21 protein-coding genes and 1 pseudogene are annotated in these 24,413 nt (G+C 63.9%); 13 read left to right on the forward strand and 9 right to left on the reverse strand.

Annotation, left to right across the window (positions count from 1 at the left end; translation table 11 throughout):
* Positions 1-221: 221 nt before the first annotated feature.
* The 3 genes and pseudogenes from ACA027_RS10615 (at position 222) to ACA027_RS10625 (ending at position 2,486) form a co-directional block, all read left to right on the forward strand.
* A complete protein-coding gene (locus tag ACA027_RS10615; protein ID WP_370682341.1) occupies positions 222-1,199 on the forward strand; it encodes a DUF5655 domain-containing protein in 978 nt (325 codons plus the stop codon).
* Positions 1,200-1,414: 215 nt separating this feature from the next.
* A pseudogene (locus ACA027_RS10620) lies at positions 1,415-1,564 on the forward strand (DUF808 domain-containing protein); the annotation flags it as partial.
* Between the two features lie 301 nt (positions 1,565-1,865).
* Positions 1,866-2,486 carry an OmpW family protein gene (locus tag ACA027_RS10625; RefSeq protein ID WP_370682342.1) on the forward strand — a complete coding sequence of 207 codons (621 nt, stop codon included), beginning with the start codon at positions 1,866-1,868 and terminating at the stop codon, positions 2,484-2,486.
* A 403-nt stretch (positions 2,487-2,889) separates the two neighbouring features.
* Here ACA027_RS10625 and ACA027_RS10630 read toward each other — a convergent pair.
* Both ACA027_RS10630 and ACA027_RS10635 read right to left on the reverse strand, forming a co-directional pair.
* Positions 2,890-3,698, reverse strand: a protein-coding gene (locus ACA027_RS10630) for an IS5 family transposase (protein WP_370678446.1) whose coding sequence is annotated in 2 segments (ribosomal slippage) — positions 2,890-3,368 and positions 3,368-3,698 — 810 coding nt in all. Because the reading frame shifts where the segments join, the coding sequence is not laid out codon by codon here.
* 58 nt (positions 3,699-3,756) lie between these two features.
* Complete coding sequence (locus tag ACA027_RS10635; RefSeq protein ID WP_370682343.1) at positions 3,757-4,449, reverse strand: Bax inhibitor-1/YccA family protein; 693 nt, start codon at positions 4,447-4,449, stop codon at positions 3,757-3,759.
* Positions 4,450-4,666: 217 nt separating this feature from the next.
* On the opposite strand from ACA027_RS10635, the gene ACA027_RS10640 reads away from it, so the two are divergent.
* Positions 4,667-5,074 carry a heme-binding protein gene (locus tag ACA027_RS10640; protein WP_370682344.1) on the forward strand — a complete coding sequence of 136 codons (408 nt, stop codon included), beginning with the start codon at positions 4,667-4,669 and terminating at the stop codon, positions 5,072-5,074.
* 105 nt (positions 5,075-5,179) lie between these two features.
* On the opposite strand, the gene ACA027_RS10645 is transcribed toward ACA027_RS10640, so the two are convergent.
* Positions 5,180-6,094, reverse strand: a complete 915-nt coding sequence (locus ACA027_RS10645; protein WP_370682345.1) for a transporter substrate-binding domain-containing protein — start codon at positions 6,092-6,094, stop codon at positions 5,180-5,182.
* A gap of 393 nt (positions 6,095-6,487) precedes the next feature.
* On the opposite strand from ACA027_RS10645, the gene ACA027_RS10650 reads away from it, so the two are divergent.
* Entirely contained in the window at positions 6,488-8,065 is a 1,578-nt protein-coding gene (locus tag ACA027_RS10650; protein WP_370682346.1) for a methyl-accepting chemotaxis protein, read from the forward strand.
* On the opposite strand, the gene ACA027_RS10655 is transcribed toward ACA027_RS10650, so the two are convergent.
* The 3 genes from ACA027_RS10655 to ACA027_RS10665 form a co-directional block, all read right to left on the reverse strand.
* Complete coding sequence (locus ACA027_RS10655) at positions 8,066-9,052, reverse strand: alpha/beta hydrolase (protein WP_370682347.1); 987 nt, start codon at positions 9,050-9,052, stop codon at positions 8,066-8,068.
* A gap of 179 nt (positions 9,053-9,231) precedes the next feature.
* Positions 9,232-10,182, reverse strand: coding sequence for a class I SAM-dependent methyltransferase (locus ACA027_RS10660; protein ID WP_370682348.1), 951 nt, complete (start codon positions 10,180-10,182; stop codon positions 9,232-9,234).
* Between the two features lie 126 nt (positions 10,183-10,308).
* On the reverse strand, positions 10,309-10,614 hold the full coding sequence (locus tag ACA027_RS10665) for a hypothetical protein (protein WP_370682349.1): 306 nt from the start codon (positions 10,612-10,614) through the stop codon (positions 10,309-10,311).
* Positions 10,615-10,748: 134 nt separating this feature from the next.
* Between ACA027_RS10665 and ACA027_RS10670 the strand changes: the two genes are divergently transcribed.
* Positions 10,749-11,510, forward strand: a complete 762-nt coding sequence (locus tag ACA027_RS10670) for a methylated-DNA--[protein]-cysteine S-methyltransferase (RefSeq protein ID WP_370682350.1) — start codon at positions 10,749-10,751, stop codon at positions 11,508-11,510.
* A 25-nt stretch (positions 11,511-11,535) separates the two neighbouring features.
* On the opposite strand, the gene ACA027_RS10675 is transcribed toward ACA027_RS10670, so the two are convergent.
* A complete protein-coding gene (locus ACA027_RS10675; RefSeq protein ID WP_370682351.1) occupies positions 11,536-11,952 on the reverse strand; it encodes an NUDIX hydrolase in 417 nt (138 codons plus the stop codon).
* A 291-nt stretch (positions 11,953-12,243) separates the two neighbouring features.
* Between ACA027_RS10675 and ACA027_RS10680 the strand changes: the two genes are divergently transcribed.
* The 7 genes from ACA027_RS10680 (at position 12,244) to ACA027_RS10710 (ending at position 22,144) form a co-directional block, all read left to right on the forward strand.
* Positions 12,244-13,035 carry an SDR family oxidoreductase gene (locus ACA027_RS10680; RefSeq protein ID WP_370682352.1) on the forward strand — a complete coding sequence of 264 codons (792 nt, stop codon included), beginning with the start codon at positions 12,244-12,246 and terminating at the stop codon, positions 13,033-13,035.
* Between the two features lie 110 nt (positions 13,036-13,145).
* The gene (locus ACA027_RS10685) at positions 13,146-13,583 is read left to right on the forward strand and encodes a PaaI family thioesterase (protein WP_370682353.1); all 438 of its coding nucleotides are present in this window, start codon (positions 13,146-13,148) and stop codon (positions 13,581-13,583) included.
* Positions 13,584-13,789: 206 nt separating this feature from the next.
* Entirely contained in the window at positions 13,790-14,806 is a 1,017-nt protein-coding gene (locus ACA027_RS10690; protein WP_370682354.1) for an NADP-dependent oxidoreductase, read from the forward strand.
* Between the two features lie 248 nt (positions 14,807-15,054).
* Complete coding sequence (locus tag ACA027_RS10695) at positions 15,055-15,963, forward strand: SDR family oxidoreductase (protein ID WP_370682355.1); 909 nt, start codon at positions 15,055-15,057, stop codon at positions 15,961-15,963.
* Between the two features lie 257 nt (positions 15,964-16,220).
* Positions 16,221-17,534 carry an efflux RND transporter periplasmic adaptor subunit gene (locus tag ACA027_RS10700; RefSeq protein ID WP_370682559.1) on the forward strand — a complete coding sequence of 438 codons (1,314 nt, stop codon included), beginning with the start codon at positions 16,221-16,223 and terminating at the stop codon, positions 17,532-17,534.
* 15 nt (positions 17,535-17,549) lie between these two features.
* Positions 17,550-20,705, forward strand: a complete 3,156-nt coding sequence (locus ACA027_RS10705) for an efflux RND transporter permease subunit (protein WP_370682356.1) — start codon at positions 17,550-17,552, stop codon at positions 20,703-20,705.
* Entirely contained in the window at positions 20,702-22,144 is a 1,443-nt protein-coding gene (locus ACA027_RS10710; protein ID WP_370682357.1) for an efflux transporter outer membrane subunit, read from the forward strand. The genes ACA027_RS10705 and ACA027_RS10710 overlap by 4 nt, the downstream gene beginning before the upstream one ends.
* A gap of 99 nt (positions 22,145-22,243) precedes the next feature.
* Here ACA027_RS10710 and ACA027_RS10715 read toward each other — a convergent pair whose 3' ends face one another.
* The gene (locus ACA027_RS10715; protein WP_370682358.1) at positions 22,244-22,963 is read right to left on the reverse strand and encodes a TetR/AcrR family transcriptional regulator; all 720 of its coding nucleotides are present in this window, start codon (positions 22,961-22,963) and stop codon (positions 22,244-22,246) included.
* Positions 22,964-23,163: 200 nt separating this feature from the next.
* Entirely contained in the window at positions 23,164-24,246 is a 1,083-nt protein-coding gene (locus ACA027_RS10720) for a DUF72 domain-containing protein (RefSeq protein WP_370682359.1), read from the reverse strand.
* Positions 24,247-24,413: the final 167 nt, after the last annotated feature.

The following is a 24,413-nucleotide window of genomic DNA, read 5'->3' on the forward strand; positions in this document are numbered from 1 at the left end:
AGCCCTTGGCCGACCTGGGTGCAACGGCGGCAACAATCTTTCCTCTGGACCCTACCAGCTGCGTCTTCAAGTTGCTGCGGCGCCCAAGACCGCTCGCGGTCGGGGCAAGGCGGTAGTGGTGAGCGTAGATATAGAGTGAAATCGGCGGCCAGCGCTTTTCTGTCATGCGCCAGTTGCTCACTTTTTGATATTTTGAAGAACAAAAATAGAGGGCTCGCGGTATGAGCGATATCCAATTATTTCGCTTGAAAGACGGCATAGCGACCGAGCTGCAGGGCGAGGTCTCCGGTCTGGAACGGCCGCTGCAGCGCTTGATTGAAACCAATCTGGAGGCGCTGCTGGGCATACGCTTTCTGGCCACCGAGTACGGCACGGGCAAGACCCATGGCGGGCGCATGGACACGTTGGGCATAGACGAAAACCACTGTCCGGTCATTATTGAATACAAGCGCTCCGTGGGCGAGAACGTGATCAACCAGGGCTTGTATTACCTGGATTGGTTGCTGGACCACAAGGCCGAGTTTGAGTTGCTGGTACTCAGAAAATTGGGCTCCACTGCGGCCGATGCCATTGACTGGAGCGCGCCGCGCCTAGTGTGTATTGCGGCGGATTTCACCAAGTACGACGGCCATGCGGTGCAGCAGATTCAGCGCAATATCGAGCTGATGCGCTACCGCCGCTTTGGCGAGGATTTGCTGCTGCTGGAGTTGACCCATGCTTACAGCCCCGAGCCGCCAGCGGCGGGGCGCCGCACAGAGCGCATGGCGGCCGAGTTTGTTGCATTGTCTGGCGGCGCAGGCACTAGCGTAGTAGCGCAGCCAGTGCGCGCCACGGGGCCAGACAAAAGCTATGCTGAAGTGGTGCAAACCATGGCGCCGCCTTTGCTGGATGTGCTGGAGTCGCTGGAGCAATATGTGCTGTCTCTGGGCGACGATGTGCAGCGCAAAGAACTCAGGCTGTATACGGCGTTCAAACGCATTCGCAACTTTGCCTCGGTGGTGGCACAAAAGTCTCGAGTTCTGCTGTATCTGCATCTGGATCCGCAGCAGCACTTCCCCGTGATTCAGGCTGTTTTACCGCAGGCGCGAGATATGTCGGCGATAGGGCATTGGGGCACGGGCGATATTGAAGTGCCGTTGACATCGCTAGTCGATCTGGAAGCAGCCAAGACTTTTATCGAACAGGCTTATCTGCGCTGAAGCAGGGCATTTCAAAGTTCTGGCAACCGCCTTTCAATGGGCCGACCCCAGCAGGCCCTGAGCTTTGGCGAACATGGCCTGATAGCCCGCTGCCGCAGCATTCGGCGATGGTATATGGTGGGCGCCAGACGATTTCCTCCCTCTGTGCAGGTTTTGACGCAGGCACCGCACAGGGACAGCATGATGGCGGCATTGTTTGAGCGCCGGGAGGTGCGATGGCGGGTGTCGGCCTTTTGATGCTGTTGGATGATATTGCGAGCTTGTTGGACGATGTGGCCTTGATGACCAAGACCGCGGCGGGCAAGAGTTCGGCCATCCTGGACGATGTAGCCACGCAGGCCAAGGCAGCCATGCAGAGCACGGCAGCCACCCCCTTGGGTGGGGCAGTGGCCTCCATCATTGGCTTGCTGGTGGATGTGTGGGCGTAGGAGCCGTGGTGGGCGGCATGGTGGTGATTACTGTGTCGCTGTGGCAGCGCTGGCGCGGCCTGCAAGCGAAGCGCTGAAGTACTGGCGCATGGTTTGTTGCTCTGGTGCAACATATGAGGTGCGACGGGGAGAGGGTAGGAAAAAGCTTGAGCTAGGGCAAATCCCAGGGCCTGCGGCTTTGTTTCAATCAAGTCCAAGGGGAAACCACCCCGATTCAGTGACCCAAAGGAAACACCCAATGAAGAAGACTCTGCTGGCAATTGCCGCTCTGACTGCCCTGACTTCCGGTGCTGCAATGGCGCAGCAGCAAGATGGCAAATGGATGGTGCGCATGCGCGCTGTGCACATCGACAGCTCCAACGGTGGCTCGACCTCTCCTGATCTGGGCCTGTCGGTCAACAACAAGACCATCCCCGAGCTGGACATCTCCTATTTCTTCACGCCCAACTTTGCGGCTGAGCTGATTCTGACTTACCCCCAGAAGCACGATGTGCGCTCTGCAACGCTGGGTGAGCGCATCGGTACCGTGAAGCAACTGCCTCCCACGCTGCTGGCCCAATACCACTTCACCAACTTTGGTGCCTTCAAGCCCTACGTCGGTGCCGGTGTGAACTACACCCGTTTCTCCAGCGCCAAGTGGGATGACAACGTGGCTGCGCTGAATCCTTCCGTGAAGAAGAACAGCTGGGGCGGTGCTCTGCAAGTGGGCTTTGACTATGCCCTGGATAAGAACTGGTCCATCAACTTCGACGTGAAGAAGGTCTACATGAAGACCGATGTGAGCCTGGGTGGCGACAAGATCGGTGATCTGAAGATCGATCCCGTGCTGGTCGGCGTGGGCGTGGGCTACCGCTTCTAAGCAGCTCGCGGTTCCCGCAAAAACCGCTGCCTTGGCAGCGGTTTTTTTATGCCTGGGGTGGTTGTGAATATTGCCCGGTGCGGCGGCGGAGACGTTTGCCAGGCTCTCGCGGTGCGGATGGGCTGCATCTTTGCTGCGGAGCGGGCTTTGCGCAGCGCCCAGGCGCCGACTGAGCCTGTTTTGCGCGGGGCTGAAGCTGCCTGAGAGGGCCCGCCAGAGACGGGCCTTGTGTGCTGCTTCGGGGCGCCTGGCGCCATGCGATGCCGGCGGCGAGCAGCGCCAGTGGCATCTGAAAGGCATGGGGATGGGCCTCTGCCCAGGCACAAAAAAAGCACGCCGAAGCGTGCTTTGGAGGCGGGGCCAACAAGGCTTTTCCAAGCCTTGTGTGGCGTGCTTAGAGTGGCTAACACCACCGATCCACGAAGCGCGCGCAGATGATCGCTGCCGCCAATTTCAGCAGCGCTTCGTGGATATCCAGCCGTCGTTCAAAGCGGATTCGCAGCTTGCCAAAGCCTGCAAACCAGCTGTGCGTCCTCTCCACCACCCACCGGTGTTTGCCCAGCCGCTCGCTGCTCTCAATGCCTCGTCTGGCAATTCGGCCCATGATGCCCCGCTGCCTCAGATGGGCTCGGCATCGCTTGAAGTCGTAGCCTTTGTCGGCGTGCAGCTTGGCTGGCCTTTTACGGGGACGCCCTGGCAGGCCAGCAATCGCAGGAATCGCGTCCACACACTTCTCGAACATCTTGGAGTCATGCCTGTTCGCCCCGCTTACCAAGATCACCAGCGGGATGCCTCTGGCATCTACGACGATGTGCCGCTTGGAGCCGAGCTTGCCTCTGTCCGTGGGGTTTGGGCCCGTTTCCTGGCCCCCCGGGGGCTTGGTACCGAGGAGCCATCAATGCTGGCCCGGCTCCAATCGATTTGGTCATGTTCACGCAAGCGAGTCAGCATGGCTTGGTGCAGCTGCTCCCAGACACCAGCGGCGTTCCAGTCGCGCAGGCGCCGCCAGCAAGTCATGCCGCTGCCGTAGCCCAGGGATTGGGGAAGGTCTTCCCATGGAATGCCTGTTTGCAGCACGAACAAGATGCCGTTGAGGGCAGCTTCATCGCTGATTGCGCGTTTGCGCGCACCGCCTTTGGCAGAAGGCACGAAGGCTGGGATCAGGGGTTGTAGCTGTCGCCACAGTTCTTTGCTTACGGGTCGTCGTGCCATGAGGGCAGCGAGCATAACCGCTCTGCGAGGCCCTCTGGAGAAGTGGTGTTAGCCACTCTTAGTCGCGCTCGCCGCCCATGATGCCCAGCAGGGCCAGCAGGCTTTGGAACACGTTGAACACGTCCAGGTACAGCGACAGTGTGGCGCTGATGTAGTTGGTTTCGCCGCCGTCCAGGATCTGCTTGATGTCATACAGCATGTAGGCAGAGAAGATGCCGATGGCCAGCATGGATATCGCCATCATGCCGGCGGTGGAGCCGATGAAGACGTTGATGACCGAGCCCACCAGCAGCACCATGGCGCCGACGAACAGCCATTTGCCCATGCCCGAGATGTCGCGCTTGATCACGGTGGCCATCGAGGCCATCACGAAGAACACGCCAGCCGTGCCGGCAAAGGCGGTCATGATCAGCTCGGAGCCGTTCTTGAAGCCCAGCACCATGGCGATCAGACGCGAGAGCATCAGGCCCATGAAGAAGGTGAAGGCCAGCAGCACGGGCACGCCGGCAGCGGAGTTCTTGGTCTTTTCGATGGCGAACATGAAGCCGAAGGCGCCGGCCATGAACACGATCAGGCCCAGGCCGCCAGACAGCGAGCGGGTGATTCCGGTGGACACGCCGATCCAGGCGCCCAGCACGGTGGGCAGCATGCTCAGCGCCAGCAGCCAGTAGGTGTTGCGCAACACCTTGTGGCGCTGCTGCTGCGAGAGGGCAGCGCCAGCAGTGTCCCAAGTGGTGACGTGATCATTCATGGATAGGTTTCTCCTGTGGATGACCGCCGGGTGGCGGTCCTGAATAAATGGGGATGGTAAAAGGAAAGCACAAGAGCCCAAAGATGCTTCGGGCATTTCAGGACCCACCAGGGCTGTTTTAGGTTGCAATGTTTTGCGCCCAGGGTCGCTTTCGGTCCAAGTTTGCGCATTATGCTGGGCAGTTCTTATTCAGCGCAAATCACTGCCTATCCCCATTATGAAGACCAAGCCCGAACTCGAACTCTCCGACGTCAAAAAGATCGCCGCCGCCGCCGAGGCCGAGGCACTCAAGCACCACTGGCCGGTGACGATTGCCATCGTCGACGACGGTGGTCATTTGCTGTGGCTGCAGCGCCTGGATGGTGCTGCGCCCATGTCCTCCCATGTGGCCCCCGCCAAGGCGCGCACTGCCGCTGTGGGCCGCAAGGACACCAAGGCGTTTGAAGACATGATCAACAACGGCCGCACGGCTTTCCTGAGCGCGCCCTTTGTGGACGGTCTGCTCGAAGGCGGCGTGGCCATTGTCAAAGACGGCCAATGCCTGGGTGCCGTGGGCGTGTCGGGCGTGAAGGCCAGCGAAGATGCCCAGGTGGCCAGCGCCGGCATTGCGGCCCTGGGTCTGTAATCTTTGCTGTTACCTGCGTTTTCAGCCGCTCGCACAAGCGGGGCGTGCTGAGAGTGCAATTGAAAAAGGAGCGCCAAGGCGCTCCTTTGGCGTGCTGGGGCCTGTTCAGGCCGGGTCTTTTTCCTGGTAGGCCTCCAGGGGCTTGTCATTGGGCTGCTCAAACAGCGTTTTCAGGGTGGGGCTGAGGGGCAGGTTCAGCGGCATGTTCTTGGGTGGGATGGGTTGCATAAACCATTTGTCATAGAGCTTGGCCATCTCGCCGCTTTGCATCAGCTGGGTGATGGCGCCATCCACGGCCTTTTTGAACGGTGCATCACCGTGGCGGAACAGTAGGGCAATGGGTTCGGCCCCCAGCACCTCGCCCACGATCTTGTAGCCGGCGGGGTTTTTGGAATTGGCGATCACGCCGGCCAGCAGGTTGGCGTCCAGCACAAAGGCCTGGGCGCGGCCGGACTCCAGCATCAAAAAGCTCTCGAAATGGTCTTTGCCCAGCTGCACGTCGAACTTGCTGCCATGGTCGCGGCTGTATTTGCGCAGCAGCTGCACGGCCGTGGTGCCGGCCGAGGCGGCCAGCACCTGGTTGTCCAGGTCCTTGAAGGATTTGACGGTGGAGTCGGCCCGCACGGCTGCGCGCACCTCGCTGACATAGGTGGTCACGGCAAAGGCCACCTGTTTTTGCCGCGCCAGGTTGTTGGTGGTGGGGCCGCAGCCAATGTCCACCGTGCCGTTTTGCACCAGGGGCAAGGTGTTTTGCGCCGTCAGCGCCATGTATTCGCGCTGGGCCTGGGGCGCGATCTTGTCGAGCACCAGCTCGCACAGCTCGACGTGATAGCCCACAAACTTTTGCATGGAGCCCAGTGCGTAGGCCATGGGTGCCGAGCTTTCGCGCACGCCCAATACCACTTTGCCGCTGCTTTTGATTTTGTCGAAGGTGGGAGAGGCCGCGCCCGGTTGGGCAGCGGCCGGGAGAGCCAGGGCCATCAGGCCGGCCGTGGCGAAGGCGGAAAACATCTGACGCATCGTGAACATTCCTTCAAGCAAAAGAAAGCAGGAGCACCAGCATTCCATGGGGGGGGATCTGTGCGCATTGGGCTTAACGCGCAGTGGCGTGCAGGCATTGCACAGGCGCCAAGGGTTTTCACGAAGACCTGGGTTTGCCACCGGTAAAGGCCACAGAGGCGCGCTTCGTATGCTGGCAATGCGCTTTTTGCTCCTTTCTTTGATGTGCTGGGGAGCAGTGGCGTGGCGGATGCGGTGGACGCCATAGCAATGACGCAAGCAATGGACAGGGCCTGAAAGCCGGCAAGAAAGGCTTGGCTGCACGGCCTCAAAAAACAGGAGAGAAACCATGCCTATGTATGCAACGAGCCCTTGCGGAGTCAGGATGAAATCGTGCCAGCAGGAGGGTGCGATATGAAGCTCAGTCTCAAACTTCCGTTGGCTTTTGCCTTGGCCATGCTGGTGTTGTTCGGCACGGCGCTGTGGGGCATGGGGCAGCTGGCGCAGGCCCTGCGCATCTACCAGACCTCGGTGGCGGAGCATGTGGAGCAGGAGCGCACGGTCAGCCAGCTGCTCTCCAGCTTTCGGCTGCAGACCCAGGAGTGGAAAAACGTATTGCTGCGCGGGCAGGATGCGCAGCGCAGGGAGCAGTACTGGAATGCCTTTGTCAAGCAAGACGCCCATGTTCAGCAAATGGCCGAGGCCCTGGTGGCGCGCTTGCCCGCAGGCGAAAGCCATGAGCTGGTACAGCGCTTCTCGCAAGCCCACCACCGCATGAGCCAGGCCTACCACCGTGGCTACCAGGCCTTTATGGATGCAGGCATGAGTGCGGCGGCGGGTGACCGCGCCGTGACAGGTATTGACCGAGAGCCCACCCAATTGCTGGACGAGGTGGCGGTGCAGATCCAGCAGCGCAGCGCAGCCATGGCCGAAGAGGCCAGCACCGTGGCCACGCGTGCCGAGTGGATCAGTCTGGCGGTGATGGTGGTGGTGTGCCTGCTGGGTATCGCGGTGGGCCTGCTGTTCAGCCGTGCCGTGGTGCGCCCGCTGGATGCGGCCGTGCAGGTGGCGCGTGCTGTGGCGGCCGGCAATCTGACGGCGGCCCGGCCCAACACCCGGCGCGACGAGGTGGCCCAGCTGCTCAACGCCCTGCACACCATGCAGCATGCGCTGTCCCAGGTGGTGCAAGGGGTGCGCCAGAACGCCCACAGTGTGGCCACCGCCAGCGCGCAGATTGCCCATGGCAACAATGACCTCTCGGCCCGTACCGAGCAACAGGCCAGTGCCCTGGAGGAAACCGCAGCCTCCATGGAGGAGCTGTCTTCCACCGTGCAGCAAAACGCGGCCCATGCTCGCCAGGCCAGCCAGCTGGCGCAGAACGCCTCCACGGTGGCGGCGCAGGGGGGCACCGTGGTGGGGCAGGTGGTGGCCACCATGCACGACATCCAAAGCGCCAGCCAACGCATTGCCGACATCATTGGCGTGATTGACTCCATCGCTTTTCAGACCAATATCCTGGCCTTGAATGCGGCGGTGGAGGCAGCGCGCGCGGGCGAGCAGGGCCGTGGCTTTGCCGTGGTGGCCGGCGAAGTTCGGGCGCTGGCCCAGCGCTCGGCCACGGCCGCGCGTGAGATCAAGGAGCTGATCACGGCCAATGTGAGCAGTGTGGCCCAGGGCTCGGCCCAGGTCGATCAGGCCGGCGCCACCATGGACCAGGTGGTGGCGGCTATTGCCAGCGTTAGCCAGATCGTGGGCGATATCAGCGCGGCCAGCAGCGAGCAGGCCAGCGGTGTGGCCCAGGTGGGTGATGCCGTCATGCAGATGGACCAGGTCACACAGCAGAACGCGGCCCTGGTGGAAGAAAGCGCGGCCGCCGCCGACAGCCTGCGCACCCAGGCCCAGCAACTGGTGCAGGCCGTGTCCGTGTTTCAGTTGGCGGGCGATGTGCAGGATGTGGAGCCTGTAGCGCGCCTGGCATGGGCGCGCGCCTGATCAGGCCGCCGTGCGCAGCAGCTCGGCCCAGGCAGTGCAGGCGTTTTCCACCTGCTGGCGCGCTGCCGGGCTGGCAGCCACCAGGCGCGCAAAACCATGGACCATGGCCGGGGCGCGCTGCAGCTGCACCGGCGCGCCCAGGGCCTGGGCGTGTAGGGCAAAGGCCTCGGCCTCGTCGCGCAAAATGTCGTGGCTGGCCGTTACCACCAGCGTAGGCGGCAGCTGGGCAATCTCGGCGTCGCAGCGGCCGGGCTGCATCCACGCGGCGGCCTTGCCCTGTACCTTGCCCAGGGACTGCCAGTACAGCTGCATGGCTGCAGGTGTCAGCCCATAGCCCGAGCCAAAGCTGCGCATGCTCTCGGTATCCTGGTCCGGCAGCAGCGGCGGGTACAGCAGCAACAGGCCGGCAATGCGCGCTGCACCGGCATCGCCGGGCAAGGCCTGCAGCTGGCGCACGGCGGCTGCCAGCGCCAGATGGGCACCGGCGCTGTCGCCGCCAAGCAGCACCTTGTCGTGCTCCAGTGGCAGCAGGCCTTGCATGGTGCGCAGCCATTGCAGCACCTGCAGCACATCGTCCAGTGCTGCGGGGAAGGGACTTTCGGGGGTGCGGCGGTAGTGCACGCTGAGCACGGTGTGGCCGCTGTGCTGCGCCAGGCGCTCGCACAAATCGTCATGGGTGTTCAGATCGCCCACCATCCAGCCACCGCCATGCAGCCAGACCAGGGTGTATGGTGCTTCGGTGCTGCTCTTTTGGTAGCTGCGAACGCTGATTTCACGCCCTGGAGCGGTCACGAAATAGTTGTTCTGGCGAATGCTGGATAAGGGCGTGCGAACCAGCTGTGCCTGTCGCTCGCTGAGCAGGCGGCGGCGCTGGACATAGGACAGCTGGGGTGCGGGGGTGTTGGCGTCCAGCTGGGCAAAGCGCTGCAGCGTGCGTGCCAGGGCCGGGTCAATGGAAGCGGTGGAGGGCGAGGTGGGAGAGACCATGGCCCATCATAGATTTGATGGCCTGCCAGCCTGGGTGAGCGGCATGTAAGAAACTGTTGTTGTGATTGTTGTTGAGGCAGCGGCATTCACAAAGCCCCGCCGCGCAAGCAGCATGACGGCTCTGCTATCAGGCGCTGGTTGTGCAGGGCTGCCAGCATGTGCAAGCGCCGAAGCGTTGTTCAGGCGCTGGTGTCCAGCCCCGGTGCGCGGTAGACCAGCACCTTGAGGCTGCGTTCCTCGTCCACATCGGCAAACACGGGCGGGTTGGGGATGCGCTCCATGAACTGCAGCGTGGGCGCGATCTCGGTCATCTGCGCACGCAAGAAATCGGTGCCCAGCTCGGGGGCGTTCAGGCAAAGCAGTACCTGGCCCTCGGGCGCCAGCAGATCGGGCAGGCGGCGCATCAGGCGGGCGTAGTCCTTGGTGGCCACAAAGCTGCCTTTTTGGTAGCTGGGTGGGTCGACCACGATGAGGTCATACGGGCCGCTGCGGTTGATCTTGCCCCAGCTGCTGAAAATGTCATGGGCCGCAAAGCTGGCGCCAGCCTTGACGCCATTGAGCTGGTGGTTGTGCTGGCCCGTGGCCAAGGCGCCCTTGCTCATGTCCATGTTCAGCACCTGGCCGGCTCCGGCCAGCTTGGCCACCACGGAAAAAGCGCAGGTGTAGGCAAACAGGTTCAGCACCTTCATGCGCTCGGGCCGTGCATGGGCCAGCACCTGGCAGCGCACCCAGTCACGGCCGGCAGCCATGTCCAGAAACAGGCCGTGGTTCTGGCCGCGCGCCACATGCACCAGATACTGGGCGCCGTTTTCCACCACTACATGGGGTTCGGGCACGCTGCCCGCCATGAGGCGGGTTTCCGCCTGGTTGCCGGGTGCGCGGTTCTGGAAGACCCAGTTCAGCGCCTGCCCGGCGGGTGCAACCTGCTGCCAGCGTTGGGCCAGGGCCTGGCCAATGGCAGCCAGCAGTGCCTCATCCACCGGGGCAAAGCTGGTCAGCACCAGCACCGGAGGGAAGGCGTCCAGCACGATTTGCTCGCAGCCCGGATAGCGCCCGCCCCGGCCGTGGAAGATGCGCTGGGCATCATGGGGAAAGGGCATCTGGGCAATGGCGTCGAGCAGGGGCTGCATACAGGGAAAAGCGCTGGGCAAGGAGTCGGAGCGAAGAGGCCAGAGTGTAGGCAGTTGCTGCTGCCTATTGCTGGCGCCTGGCGTTTTCCCCGGCGGGGCGCTGGAGCATTGGCGCCCAGGGGCGGCTCAAGCCCCGCGCACCTCGAAGAAGCAGCCTTCGCCTTCGCCCAGGCCTTGCATGCCGGCCTCGGTGGCGGCGCGCACGGCTTTCATCCAGCGGGCAAAGCCGGTCTTGATCTCCTCGGTGATTTCTTCCGGCGGGTCTTCTTCCAGCTGCTGTACCCAGTGCAGGGTTTCGGACACCTGCTCGGGTCCGCCCAGCTGACGGGCCAGGATTTTGGCGTAGCGTTCTTCGGCCTTGGCGCGTGCGGCGTCCGGCAGACCATCAAAGTCGCACAGAGTGACGGTGAAACAGGCTTCTGCGGTGTCCATGCTGCAAGTAAAAAAGTTGATGACTGTGTAAATATACAGTCAAACACTGTGGGTGTGTACAGTGTTTGTGGTTTTTCTGCAGGCGGCCTTGCCCGCGCACAATGGACGCCTTCTTCCTCCCCTTCGGGCCTGCCATGTCGTCTTCTGCCTTCGCTTCCGATCTTGCCGACCCTGCGCTGGGCCATGGCCATGCCCTGTTTGCCACGCGCATTGGCATCTGCGCCCTGGCCTGGAATGCCCAGTCCGTGCTGGCCGTGCAGCTGCCCGAGGTGGACGCTGCGGCCACCCAGGCGCGCATGCTGGGCGAGCTGGCGCTGCGCCTGGAGGAAGGCTATGCCCCGCCCTTGTCGCTGTGGACACAGACCACGGCGCCGCAGCGGCTGCCGGTTTGTGCGCGGCAGGCCGTGGCGGGCGTGCAGCGGTTGCTGGCAGGCCGGCCTGGGCAGAGGGAAGACGCCATGGAGGACGCGTGGGCCACGCCGTCGGATTCTTCCGTACTGGGGGATATGCGAGCGCATGACGCCCCGGCAGAGGCCGGCACAGCCGGGCTGGCGCAGGGCACAAGCGCCTTGCCTCAGCTGCTGGAAGTTGCGCTGGACTGGCATGGCGTGCCCGATTTCGCCCGCCGCGTCTATGCGCTGACACGGGCGATTGCCCCGGGCCAGACGCGCACCTATGGCGATCTGGCCCAGGAGCTGGGTGGCCTGGGGCTGGCCCGGGCCGTAGGCCAGGCGCTGGGTGCCAACCCCTTTGCCCCCGTCGTGCCCTGCCACCGCGTGCTGGCGGCCGGGCGCGAGCCGGGCGGTTTCTCAGGCGGGCAGGGCGCTTTGACCAAGCTGCGCATGCTGGAGCTGGAAGGGGCGGCCTGGGGTGGCACGCGCTCGCTGTTTGAATAGTGAATAGGGCTGCGCTGGAGGCTGTCTACAGCGATGGCTCGCCTGCCAAATAGTCTCGCAGTCGTTGCTGCAATCGAGGGACCGCGTGTTCGTGCGACAGGAATTCGGCGAGCGCCATGAAGCGCCATTGCTGGCCCTCGTCACCGAATTGGATGGCCGCACTTTCGCGGTCGGTGAGCGTGCCCACCATGAAGTAGGAGCCGGAGTGATTGCGGGAGGGGTATTGACGGGTCCAGTGCACGCAGCTCGGCAATAACACAATGCCGAATTCCTCCTGGACTTCTCGCAGCACACATTCCATGGCGGTTTCATTGCCTTCCCTGCCGCCACCGGGGAGATCCCATTTGCCAGGGAATGGAATCGTCGCTTTGTCGTCGCGCTGGTAAACCAGTAGTTGGGTGCCTAGAAACAGCGCGATCTTGGCGCCATGGAAATTATCCATCACCAGCCTCCATATAGGGAGAGGCGGAGTGTGCGTGAGAACGGCGCTCACAGGGGTTGCCATATGCAACCTCGGTGCACGCTTTCAGTTGCCGTGAACATGCAATGACAGGTGCTGTGGGGGATGGGGCAGAGCAGGCAAGGTGCTGCGCAAGGCAGGCTGCGCCCAGGTGACAGGGCGAGCGCAGGCCCACTTGCACAATGGACGGCACAGATACAGCGAGCAGGCAAGGCCATCCACTGTGCTGGCCGAAGGCCGCTGATCCCCAAGACACACCAAGGAGACCGCCCCATGGCACACACCGTGCAGCAATTGTTCGATTTGAGCGGCCAGACCGCGCTGGTCACCGGAGGCTCGCGCGGCCTGGGGCTGCAGATGGCCCAGGCCTTGGGTGAGGCCGGTGCCAAGGTGATGCTGACATCGCGCAAGGCAGCCGACCTGGAAGAGGCGGTGGCCACGCTGCAGGCCCAGGGCATTGATGCGCAGTGGATTGCAGCCGACTGCGCCAAGGAGGACGACATCGCACGCCTGGCCACGCAGACGCTGGAGCGCATGGGCCATGTGGACATTCTGGTCAACAACGCTGGCGCCAGCTGGGGGGCTCCGGCCGAGGACCACCCGATTGCGGCCTGGGACAAGGTCATGAATCTGAACGTGCGCGGCTATTTTCTGCTGAGCCAGCAGATCGCCAAGCGCAGCATGATCGCGCGCCACAGCGGCCGCATCATCAACCTGGCCTCCATCGCTGCACTGGGGGGCAATCCCGTGGCCATGCAGACCATTGCCTACAACACCTCCAAGGGCGCGGTGCTGAACTTCACCCGTGCGCTGGCCGGGGAGTGGGGGCGCTATGGCATCACGGTCAACGCCATCTGCCCGGGCTTTTTCCGCACCAAGATGGCCGAGGTGTTGATCGACTCCATGGGCGAAGACAAGATGGCCAGCCATGCCCCGCTGGGCCGCCTGGGCGATGACGAAGACCTCAAGGGCATCACCTTGCTCTACGCCAGCGCCGCAGGCAAGCACATCACCGGCCAGTGGATGGCGGTGGATGGCGGCGTAAGTGCCCTGGTGGGTGGCTGAAGTCGCCGTAGGCGGCGCAGGGGGGCTTATCTTTTTGGTGACAGCCATTTGCACGGAGTGAGCCCGCAGCGCGGCTATGCTCGGGCCCGCAACTTTTCTGGAGACTGATCTTGCTGAGTTTTGGCGCCCACCCCATTCCCTTTGTCGACCACCTGGGCTTTACGCTGCACAAGATGGAAAACGGCGAGTCCGAGCTGCGTTACGAGGCCGAGCCCGCGCACCTGAACACCTTTGGCGTGACCCACGGCGGCGCCAGCATGACGCTGCTGGACGTGACCATGGCCGTGGCCGCACGCAGCCTGGAAAGCGATGACTTTGGCTGCGTGACCATCGAGATGAAGACCAGCTTTATGCAGCCCGCGCGTGGCCTGCTGGTGGCCAAGGGCCTGGTGCTGCACCGTACCAAGACCATGGCCTATTGCGAGGGCAAGGTCTATGACGGCGAGGGCCGGCTGTGCAGCCACGCCACCGGCACCTTCAAATACATGCCACGCACCGTGCGCCCGGGTAGCAAGGATGCCAAGGACACGGTGATCGCCACAGACTGAGGCGTTGAGATGAAGCACCCCCTGAGCCGCTGCGCGTCTTCCCCCTCTCTTGCGCTACGCGCCGGAGAGGGACAGCACCAGGCCCTTGCGCGGTGCAAAGCAGACGCACGGAGTGCTGCTGTCATGGCAGCATAGATTCCAAGGTAAACCAGGCTGTAGGGCGCATGGAATAAGCGCAGGCAGCTATCACAACTGAAGGAGACGACATGCCACGCAATCTGCAAGTTCTGTTGGACAACCGCCCCCAGGGCGAGGCCGTTGCCAGCAACTTCCGCCTGGTGGAGGCCGACACGCCAGCATTGGCCGATGGCCAGGTGCTGGTGCGCCACCACTACCTCAGCCTGGACCCGTATATGCGCGGCCGCATGAACGATGCCAAGAGCTATGCCGCGCCCCAGCCCCTGGGTGAGGTGATGCAGGGCGGCACCGTGGGCGTGGTGGAACAAAGCCGCCACCCGCGCTTTCAGCCTGGTGACCAGGTGGTGGGCATGGGGGGCTGGCAACATTACAGCGTGGTGGACGGCAATGCGCCCGGCATGCTGCGCAAGGTGGACACCACCCATGTGCCGCTGTCGTACTACCTGGGCGCCGTGGGCATGCCGGGTGTGACGGCCTGGTACGGGCTGGACCGCATCATCGCGCCCAAGCAAGGCGAAACCGTGGTGGTCAGCGCTGCCACTGGCGCCGTGGGCAGTGCCTTTGCCGCACTGGCCAAGGCACGCGGCTGCCGGGTGGTGGGCATTGCCGGTGGGCCGGAAAAATGCGCCTATGCCCAGGAAGAACTTGGCTTTGATGCCTGCATAGACTACCGCGTGCATGCCGATGTGAAGTCCATGGCCACCGCCTTGAAAGCGGCCTGCCCGGACGGCATCGACGGCTATTTTGAAAACGTGGGTGGTTTCATTTTGGATGCCGTGCTGCTGCGCATGAACGCCTTTGGCCGCATCGCCCTGTGCGGCATGATTGCCGGCTACGACGGCCAGCCCCTGCCCATGGCGAATCCGGCGCTGATTCTGGTGAATCGCCTCAAGCTGCAGGGCTTTATCGTCAGCGAGCATATGGAGCTGTGGCCTGCCGCGCTGGCCGAGCTGTCTGGTCTGGTGCAGCAAGGGCAGCTGCATCCGCGCGAGTCCGTGGCCCTGGGTTTGGCCGCGGCGCCCGAGGCGTTTCTCGGCCTGCTCAAGGGCAAAAACTTTGGCAAACAACTCGTAAAGCTGATTTGAGATTCAGCCTTTGGGTTAGGTGCCCCGTTTGGGGGCGGCCATACAGCGCTTGATGCTTTGTTGCTCGCCCTTGCCGTGCCAAAGCACTGTCTGCGGGCGAGACGCCGCGCCTCAAGCGCTGTCTGGCCGTTGTGGAGGAGGGCCTGGTTCTGGCTGGGTTTCTCGGGCCCGCTTCGGCTGGCATCACGGTTTGTCATTCCGGGGGCGTTTTGGGCGCAAAAAAGTCACGCGAAAAGGAGACATGCAAGATGCTGCAAGATTTGAAAGAAAAAACCGCAGTGCTGACCGGTGCCGGATCGGGCTTTGGCCTGGAATGTGCCCGCATCGGCGCGCGTGCCGGCATGCAGCTGGTGTTGGTGGATGTGCAGGCCGATGCGCTGGAGCGTGCCGAGGTCGAGGCGCGTGCGCTGGGCGCTGCCGATGTGCTGGCCCGGCGCGTGGATGTGTCCAGCGGCGAAGCCATGGCCGCGCTGGCGCAAGAGGTGCAGCAACGCTTTGGTGCGCCGCACCTGGTGTTTAACAACGCCGGCGTGGGCGGCGGTGGCCTGGTGTGGGAGCAGAGCCAGGCCGACTGGGAATGGATTTTGGGCGTCAACCTCTGGGGTGTGATCCATGGCGTGCGCCTGTTCACCCCCATGATGCTGGAGGCCGTGCGGCAAGACCCGAACTGGCGCGGCCACATCGTCAACACCGCCAGCATGGCCGGGCTGCTGGCCCCGCCCAATATGGGGGTCTACAACGTCAGCAAGCATGCCGTGGTGGCGCTGACCGAAACCCTCTACCAGGACTTGCGCCTGGTGACGGACCAACTGCATTGCAGCCTGTTGTGCCCGTATTTTGTGGCCACCGGCATAGCCGACAGCGAGCGCAACCGCCCCACCGACATGACTGCAGCCACTTTGACGACCAGCCAGAAGGTGGCCCGCTCCATGACGCAAAAGGCCGTGGGCTCGGGCAAGGTGACGGCGGCCGACATGGCCAAAAAAGTGTTTGCCGCCATGGCGGACAACCAGTTCTACATCTTCAGTCACCCCCATGCCTTGGGGAATGTGCAAACCCGCATGGAAGACATTTTGCAGCGGCGCAACCCCACGGATGCCTTTGCCGGCCGGCCCGAAGTGGGGGAGCAGCTGCGTAGCGCACTGCGCAACGCCTAGGCGGTCGGGGGCGGTGGGGGCCGGGGGGCTTGTCCATGCCTGGTCTTGGCATTGTTTTTGCGTCTTTGAACTAAAGCAGGCTAGGGGCAATCTCACACGGTGACGGTGCATGCAGAATGCGCCTGCTGCGTAGGAATATGCCCTACATTGCTAGGCTTTACGAAGCGTAAACATGAGCAGGCCAGAATGGCCTCTTACTGACAACATCCTTCCCCCCCCTTCCTTCCCATTCCATGAAGACAGTCAAACAAGAACGCCTGGATATCGACCAGGCGCAGGCCCTGTGTGGCCCTCGATCTGCTGGTTCAGCGTCCGCACGCGGTCATTGGGGGGAACGGTGGCGTGGCAGCGCGCTGGCGGTTGCCACCTTGCTGCTGCTGGCGGCTTGCTCCAAGGGCTCGGATGCGCCGGCGTCTGCCGCCAAGCCCGTGCCCGAGGTGGGCGTGGTCACGCTGAAGCCGCAAAGCCAGCAGATCGATGCCAGCCTGCCAGGGCGTACCCGGGCCTTTATGACGGCTGAGGTGCGGCCCCAGGTTTCGGGCATTGTCCAAAAGCGGCTGTTCACCGAGGGCGCGCAGGTCAAGCAGGGCCAGCCGCTCTACCAGATCGATGCGGCCTCGCTGCAGGCCACCGAAGCCAGTGCCGTGGCGGCCCTGGCCAAGGCCGAAGCCAGCCTGCGCACGCTGACCGCCACGGCGCGCCGCAATGCCGAGCTGGTGAAGATCGATGCTATCAGCCAGCAGGTTTATGAGGAGGGCCAGGCCTCGGTCATCCAGGCCCGGTCCGATGTGGGCGTGGCCAAGGCCAGTCTGGATACGGCGCGCATCAATCTCAAGTACAGCCGCATTGAGGCGCCCATCGGCGGCCGCATTGCGCTGTCCACCGTGACCCCGGGCGCCCTGGTGACGGCCAATCAGACCACGGCACTGACCACCATCGTGCAGATGGACCCCATGTATGTGGACTTCACCCAGTCCAGCACCGAGCTGGTGCAGCTCAAGCGCGACATCGACGCCGGCCGCTTTGCCAAGGTGGAGGGCGACAAGATTGCCGTGCGCATCCGCCTGGATGACGGCAGCGACTACCCTCACCAGGGCCGTCTGGCCTATGCCGGCGTGATCGTCAACGACAGCACGGGCACTTTGACGCTGCGCGCCCTGGTGCCCAACCCCGATGGGTTGCTGATGCCCGGCATGTATGTGCAGGCCCTGCTGCCCACGGCCCTGGCGGCCGATGCGCTGCTGCTGCCCCAGCAGTCTGTGACGCGCGACCTGACCGGCCGCCCCAGCGTGCTGGTGGCCCAGGCCGACGGTGTGCTGGAAAAGCGCGATGTGGAGCTCAACCGTGCCCTGGGCGCCACCTGGCTGGTGCAGGCCGGGCTGCAGCCGGGTGAGCGCGTGATGGTTGATGGTTTCCAGCGCGCCAAGCCGGGTGACAAGGTCAAGCCCGTGGAAGTGGACATGAAGGCCAAGGCCGAGCGCCAGAGCAAGCCCGGCCTGCCGCCGGTGCAGGCTGCGGCCGATGCACCTGCCGCAGCGTCCTCCGCCACCAACGCCAAGCCGGCCCAGTAAACACAGGGCACGCACATGGCACAGTTTTTTATCAACCGGCCCATTTTTGCCTGGGTCATCTCCATCGTCATCATGCTGGCCGGGGCCTTGTCGATCTCGACCTTGCCGCTGGAGCAATACCCCGACATCGCACCGCCCCAGGTGACGATTTCCTCGCAGTACACCGGGGCCTCGGCCGATACGGTGGAAAACTCGGTCACGCAGATCATCGAGCAGCAAATCAAGGGCATTGACAACATGCTCTACATGAGCTCGACCAGTGATGCCTCGGGCCGCTCGCGCACCTCGCTCACCTTTGCGCCCGGCACCAATATCGACGTGGCCCAGGTGCAGGTGCAAAACAAGCTGCAGTCCGCCATGAACCGGCTGCCGGAGTCGGTCAAGAGCCGCGGCGTGTTCGTGAACAAGGGCGGCCAGGACTATCTGGTCACCTACAGCTTCTATTCCACCGACCCGGCCATGACCAGTGTGGATATTGGCGACTACCTGAACAGCAATCTGGTGGACGTCATAGGCCGCATCGAAGGGGTGGGCGACATCAGCGTCTTCGGCACCCCCTATGCCATGCGCATCTGGATGGACCCGGCCAAGATGGAGAAATACGCGCTGATGCCCTCGGACCTGACGGCGGCGCTGAATGCGCAGAACGCCCAGGTCTCGGCCGGCCAGCTCGGCGCCTTGCCGGCGGTGCGCAACCAGCAGCTCAACGCCACCATCACCGCGCGCACCAAGCTCAAGACGCCCGAGGAGTTCGAGGCCATTGTGCTCAAGTCCGCCACCGATGGCTCGGTGGTCACCATGAAGGACGTGGCGCGCGTGGAGCTGGGGGCGGACAACCTGTCCATCCAGGCCAAGCTCAACGGCATGCGCGGCGCGGGCATGGGCATTATCTTGGCCGACGGCGCCAACGCCATGGCCGTGTCGGATGCCGTGGCGGCCAAGCTGGCCGAGCTCAAGCCTTATTTCCCCAACCAGATCGAGTATTTCGTCAGCTCCGACTCCACGCCTTTTGTGCGTGCCTCCATCAAGGAAGTGGTGGGCGCTTTGGCCGAAGCCATGCTGCTGGTGGTGGTGGTGATGTTCCTCTTTTTGCAGAACTTCCGCGCCACGCTGATCCCCGCGATTGCTGTGCCGGTGGTGCTGCTGGGCACGTTTGGCGTGCTGTCGGTGGCGGGTTTTTCCATCAATACCCTGACCATGTTCGGCATGGTGCTGGCCATTGGCCTGCTGGTGGATGACGCCATCGTGGTGGTGGAAAACGTCGAGCGTGTGATGCACGAGACGGGCATGTCGCCCAAGGAGGCCACCCGTGCCTCCATGCGCGAAATCACGCCCGCGCTGGTCGGCATTGGCGTGACGCTGTCCGCCGTGTTCGTGCCCATGGCCTTTTTTGGCGGCTCCACCGGTGTGATCTACCGCCAGTTCTCCATCACCATCGTGGCGGCCATGGCGCTGTCGGTGTTTGTGGCGCTGACCCTCACCCCCGCGCTGTGCGCCAGCATTTTGAAGGCACCGCCTCCCGGCGGCCATGACAAGCCTGTTCGCAGCGGCATTCTGGGCGTGAGCGACCGGTTCTTTCGCTGGTTCAACCACCATTTCGATGCCACGGCCGACCGCTACCAGAGCACGGTGGCCAAGATACTGCGCCGTAGCAAACGCATGATGCTGATCTTTCTGGCCATTTGCGTGGCGGTGTGGCTCATCATCAGCCGCCTGCCCACCTCGTTTTTGCCGGACGAAGACCAGGGCTTTATCTCGGTGAACGTCAACCTGCCTGCGGGTGCGGCCGATGCCCGACTGCAGGAGGTGCTGGACGAAGTGCGTGAATACCTGCTGGCCCAGCCGGAGGTGATCAGCTTCAACCAGGTCTCTGGTTTGAGCGGTGACCAGAGCTCGGCGCGCGGCTTTGTGCGCCTCAAGCCCTGGGCCGACCGGCCACTGGCCGCGCAGTCGGCAGCGGCCATTGCGCACAAGGCCACCAAGGATTTGGCCCATATCCGCGACGCCAAGGTGTTTGTGATGCTGCCGCCCGCGGTGCGGGGCCTGGGCTCGAGCTCGGGCTTCAACTTCATGCTCAAGGACATCAATGGCATGGGCCATGATGCGCTGCTGGCCGCTCGCGACCATGTGCAGGAGCAAATGCGTGCCCGCCCCGAGCTGACGGCCGTGCGCTCCACCAACCTGGAAGACGCCACCGAGCTACGCCTGGCCATCGACGACCGCAAGGCCGCGGCCCTGAGCCTGTCCTATATCGACATCAACAGCGTGCTTTCCAGCGCCATGGGCGGCACCTATGTGAACGACTTTCTGAACAATGCCCGTGTCAAGCGGGTCTACATTCAGGCCGATGCGGCCCACCGCATGCTGCCCCAGGACATTGCCAAGTGGACGGTGCGCAACAGCAAGGGCGAGATGGTGCCTTTCTCGGCCTTCTCCACCACCTATTGGGCCTATGGCTCGCCCCAGCTGCTGCGCTACAACGGCGCGCCGGCCTATGAGTTCATCGGCAGCCCGGCTGCGGGCGTGAGCTCGGGCGTGGCCATGAAGACGCTGGAGGACATCCTCAAGGAGCTGCCCTCGGGCATAGGCTATGAATGGACCGGCGCCTCGCTGCAGGAGCGCCAGTCTGGTGCCCAGGCACCCATGCTGTATGCGATCTCGATTCTGTTCGTCTTCCTGTGTCTGGCCGCGCTGTATGAGAGCTGGACGGTGCCGCTGTCGGTGATGCTGGCCGTGCCCCTGGGCGTGGTGGGCGCGCTGCTGGCCACCTACACCCGGGGCCTGACGAATGACGTGTACTTTCAGGTGGGCCTGTTGACCACGGTGGGGCTTGCCTCCAAGAACGCGATCTTGATTGTGGAGTTTGCCGTACAGCTGCAGGAGCAGGGCAAGAATGTGTTCGACGCCACGGTGGCTGCGGTACGTCTGCGCCTGCGCCCCATCCTGATGACTTCGCTGGCCTTTGGCTTTGGCGTGATTCCGCTGGCCATAGGCACCGGCGCCGGTGCCGGCGGGCGCAATGCCATCGGCACGGCCGTGCTGGGTGGCACCGTGGCGTCCACCGTGCTGGGCATCTTCCTGGTGCCGGTGTTCTTCCTGCTGATTCGCAGCTGGTTCAAGAGCCGCTCGCGCCACGAAACTCCCGCAGTGAACCAGGAGAGCGCAGCATGAAGCGCCTGATGACCCAGACTTCGACCACCGCCGCCGCAGCAGCACTGACCGCCTTGCTGGCCGGCTGCAATCTGGCGCCCACCTACCAGACACCGGCGCTGCCGGTGGCCGATGTGGTGTCGGCCTCGGCCGTGCCGGTGGTGGCCAGCGCCGATGCGCTGCAGCAGGCCCAGGCCTTGCAATGGCTGCAGTCTGCCCCGCTGCGCGAGGTGGTGGCGCTGGCGCTGAGCCACAACCGCGACCTGCGCGTGGCCCTGGAGAACATTGAAAAAGCCCGTGCCCAGTACGGCATCACCCGGGCCGACCTGCTGCCCAGCGTCAACGCCCAGGCCCAGGGCAACCGGGCGCGCACGGCGGCCGATCTGAGCAGCAGCGGTGCTTCCAGCATCACCAGCCAGTACACGGCCCAGCTGGGCTTTGCCAGCTACGAGCTGGATCTGTGGGGTCGCATTCGCAATCTGAGTGAGGCCGGTCTGCAGCAGTTTCTGCAAAGCCAGGACAACCAGCGCAATGTGCAACTGGGACTGGTGGCCGATGTGGCCAATGCCTGGCTGACGCTGGCCGCCGACCAGGCCCGCCTGCAGCTGGCGCGCGATACCCTGGCCAGCCGCGAGCAATCGTTTGCGCTGGCCAAGCGCCAGTATGAGATTGGCGCCACCTCGGGCCTGGCCCTGGTGCAGAACCAGACCACGGTGGACCAGGCACGCGGCGATGTGGCCAGCTACACGGCCCAGGTGGAGCGCGACCGCAACGCGCTGCAGCTGCTGGTGGGAGGCACGGTGCCGCAGGCATTGCTGCCCACGGCCCAGACGCTGACCGACCCACAGACCGCGGCAGCCCTGCTGCCCGTGCCGGCGCCACTGCCCTCCAGCGTGCTGCTGCGCCGCCCCGATGTGCAGGCCGCCGAGCGCAATCTGCAGGCCATGAACGCCAACATCGGCGCCGCGCGCGCGGCCATGTTCCCCACCATCAGCCTCACGGCCAGCGTGGGCACGGGCAGCAACGAGCTGGATGGCCTGTTCGGCGGCGGCAACCGCACCTGGAACTTTATCCCCCTGGTCAAGCTGCCCATTTTTGACGGCGGGCGCAACCGCGCCGGCGTGCAGGTGGCCGAAAGCAACCAGCGCATTGCCCTGAGCCAGTACGAGAAAACCGTGCAGACCGCCTTCAAGGAAACCGCCGATGTGCTGGCCGACCGCGCCCAATGGAGCGAGCGCCTGGCGGCGCAGACCAGCCTGGTGGATCACACGCAAAAAGCGCTGGACCTGTCGGACGCGCGCTTCAAGTCCGGCGTGGACAACTACCTGACGGTGCTGGACGCGCAGCGCAGCCTCTATGCCGCCCAGCAAACCCTGATTGGCCTGCGCCTGTCCGAGCAGCAAAACCGCGTCACGCTGTGGAAGGTGTTGGGCGGGGAGCAGGTGGCACCGGCCTCCTGAGCGATATTAAAAAGAGGAGCTGTCGTAGCTGGTGCGCAACGGGTTTTAGGCTGAAAAATAGCTGAAACCCAATGGGTGCAAGCAGCCGCAGCTCCTTTTTTAATGGGCGGCAGCGGGGGGCTGAGCGCGCTGCGGCGCGCAGTCAAACAGCAGCTGCACCTGCATGCGAAACAGGGCGCCGGTGTTCAACGGCGCCTCGGGCTGGAGTACGGTGTTGTGCGCCATGGCCAGCCACAGCGGGCCCAGCAGCAGCTCGGGCACGGTCTGCAGGCCGGGGTCTTTGAGCTCGCCGCGCGACTGGGCCAACTCGGCCAGCGTGCGGAAATGCGCCAGCATGGGCTCCAGCACATGCTGGTGGTACATGCGGGGCAGTTGCGGAAACTCCAGGCCCTCGGTGATCACCAACCTGGCCGTGGCCGCGCGGCCGCTGCAGTCAAACTCGTCCATGGCCGGGGCCACGGTGCGCAGCAAAAAAGCGCCCACGGTTTCCTGTGCCTGCATGGGGCTGGACTGCAAGGCCAGTGCGGCCGAGGCAATGTGCCGCTGCATCACCGCCTCAAACAGGCTTTCCTTGGTTTCGAAATAGCGAAACAGCGTCACCTTGGACAGACCGGCGCGGCGTGCCACCGAAGCCGTGGTGCCGCGCGCATAGCCTTGCTCCAGAAACTCGGCAAAGGCCGCATCCACAATGCCGTGGCGTGTGGCTTCGGTTTTTTGCGGACTGGGGCCGCGCGGGGAGCGCCGGCGTGCAGCAACAGGCTGCGGCGTATTCTCAGCGGGCTCGCCGCTGGAGATGGTGCGAACACCTTTCTTGGGCATACAAGGACTTTGACGACAGGGGGGAGTGGACGAATGATGGCATATCCACTGCATGCCTGTCTGTCTCATGGTCACGTCCGACCTCAGCGCTTGCCTACCTGGCCGCACACCCGGCGCTAGCCCTTGCGCAGTGGCCTTGTGGTGCACTGATTTTGGGAGCTGCCTGCACCGCGCTGCGGTGTGCGCTGGGCCGCAAAAACTTAGGGTGCTGACATGGTTTTTGCGGGGCTGCCTAGCGGCTCCTGGGTCTGGGCCTGCACGGCCTGGGCCAGCAGGGCAATCGAGCGTGGTGCGCAGCCCTCGGCATCGTTGCTGATGGTCACAAATGCGGGTTGGCCCGCGCCGGTGATGCCGGCAATGGTGCGTGCCAGCAGGGCGCGGGTGGACGGGTCTTCGGAGCGGATCTCGTTGAAGGGGTCGTGCTTTTTCTGCGCATCGGGATAACCGTAGGCGCCAAAACAGCGGTTCAGGCTCCAGCGGCACACCAGCGGGCCGGGCCACAGCGCGCGCAGCAACGGCAGCTGCTCCGCCAGCGGCGGCATCTTGCCGTGCAGGCCCAGGCAGTAGGTGGCGCCATGGGTCTTGAGTACCTGGGCCAGGGCCGGGGTCAGCAGCTCGGGGTCGCGCACCTCCACCGCCACGATGACCTGCGGGTGGGCGGCAATGGCCTGGCGCACCGCCGCCAGCATCTGGCCCAGGGCCTGCAGCAGGGCCCCGTTTTGGCGCAGCCAGTCCCAGGGCAGGGGACTGAGCTGGAACAGCAGCACGCCCAGCTTGCCAGAAAGGCCTTGCAGCGCGGGGAGGGCGAACTGTTGTACGGCCAGCTCTGGTGCCAGGAATGCGGGATTGGGTGACTGTCCCTTGCCGTCTTCGCTGCGCACCTGGGCATCGGTCACCACATTCGGGCATTTGATGAGAAAGCGAAAGTCCTCCGGCACCTGCACCGCCATCTGCGCATATTGCTCCACCGTCAAAGGCCGCCAGAAGCTGCGGTCCACGCTGACGGTGCGCAGCAGCGGGTGCTGGCTGTAGGCGGTGAGACCTTTCTTGGACAGGGTGCTGGCGTCGTACTGCCCGTCCCACACCAGGCCGTCCCAGCCAGGGTAAGACCAGGTGGACACCCCCATGCGCAGGCCAGCCGGCAGCTGGGCCGCCAGCGCGGCAAAAGCCTGGCCGGCGGGTGCGGGCTGTACGCCACGCGCGCTGGTACGGTGTGTGGAGGGAGGAGGTAGGGGCGCGGCGGGCTTGGAGCCGGCCGGGGCGCCAAATAAATCGTCTTGCATGGTCAGGCCCGGTCACTGTACCGGGCTTTCAAAGACACAAGCCGGAGTGGGCGCTATGGGCCGATTCATGGGCACGGATGTGCTGTGGGCTTGTAAAACCACAAAGGCGCCGATGGGGCGGCGCCTTTGTTGAGGAGGAGAGCGTGTGCACATGCCGCACGCGCTCG

It is taken from the genome of Comamonas sp. GB3 AK4-5, assembly GCF_041320665.1.
Lineage (GTDB): Bacteria > Pseudomonadota > Gammaproteobacteria > Burkholderiales > Burkholderiaceae_C > Comamonas.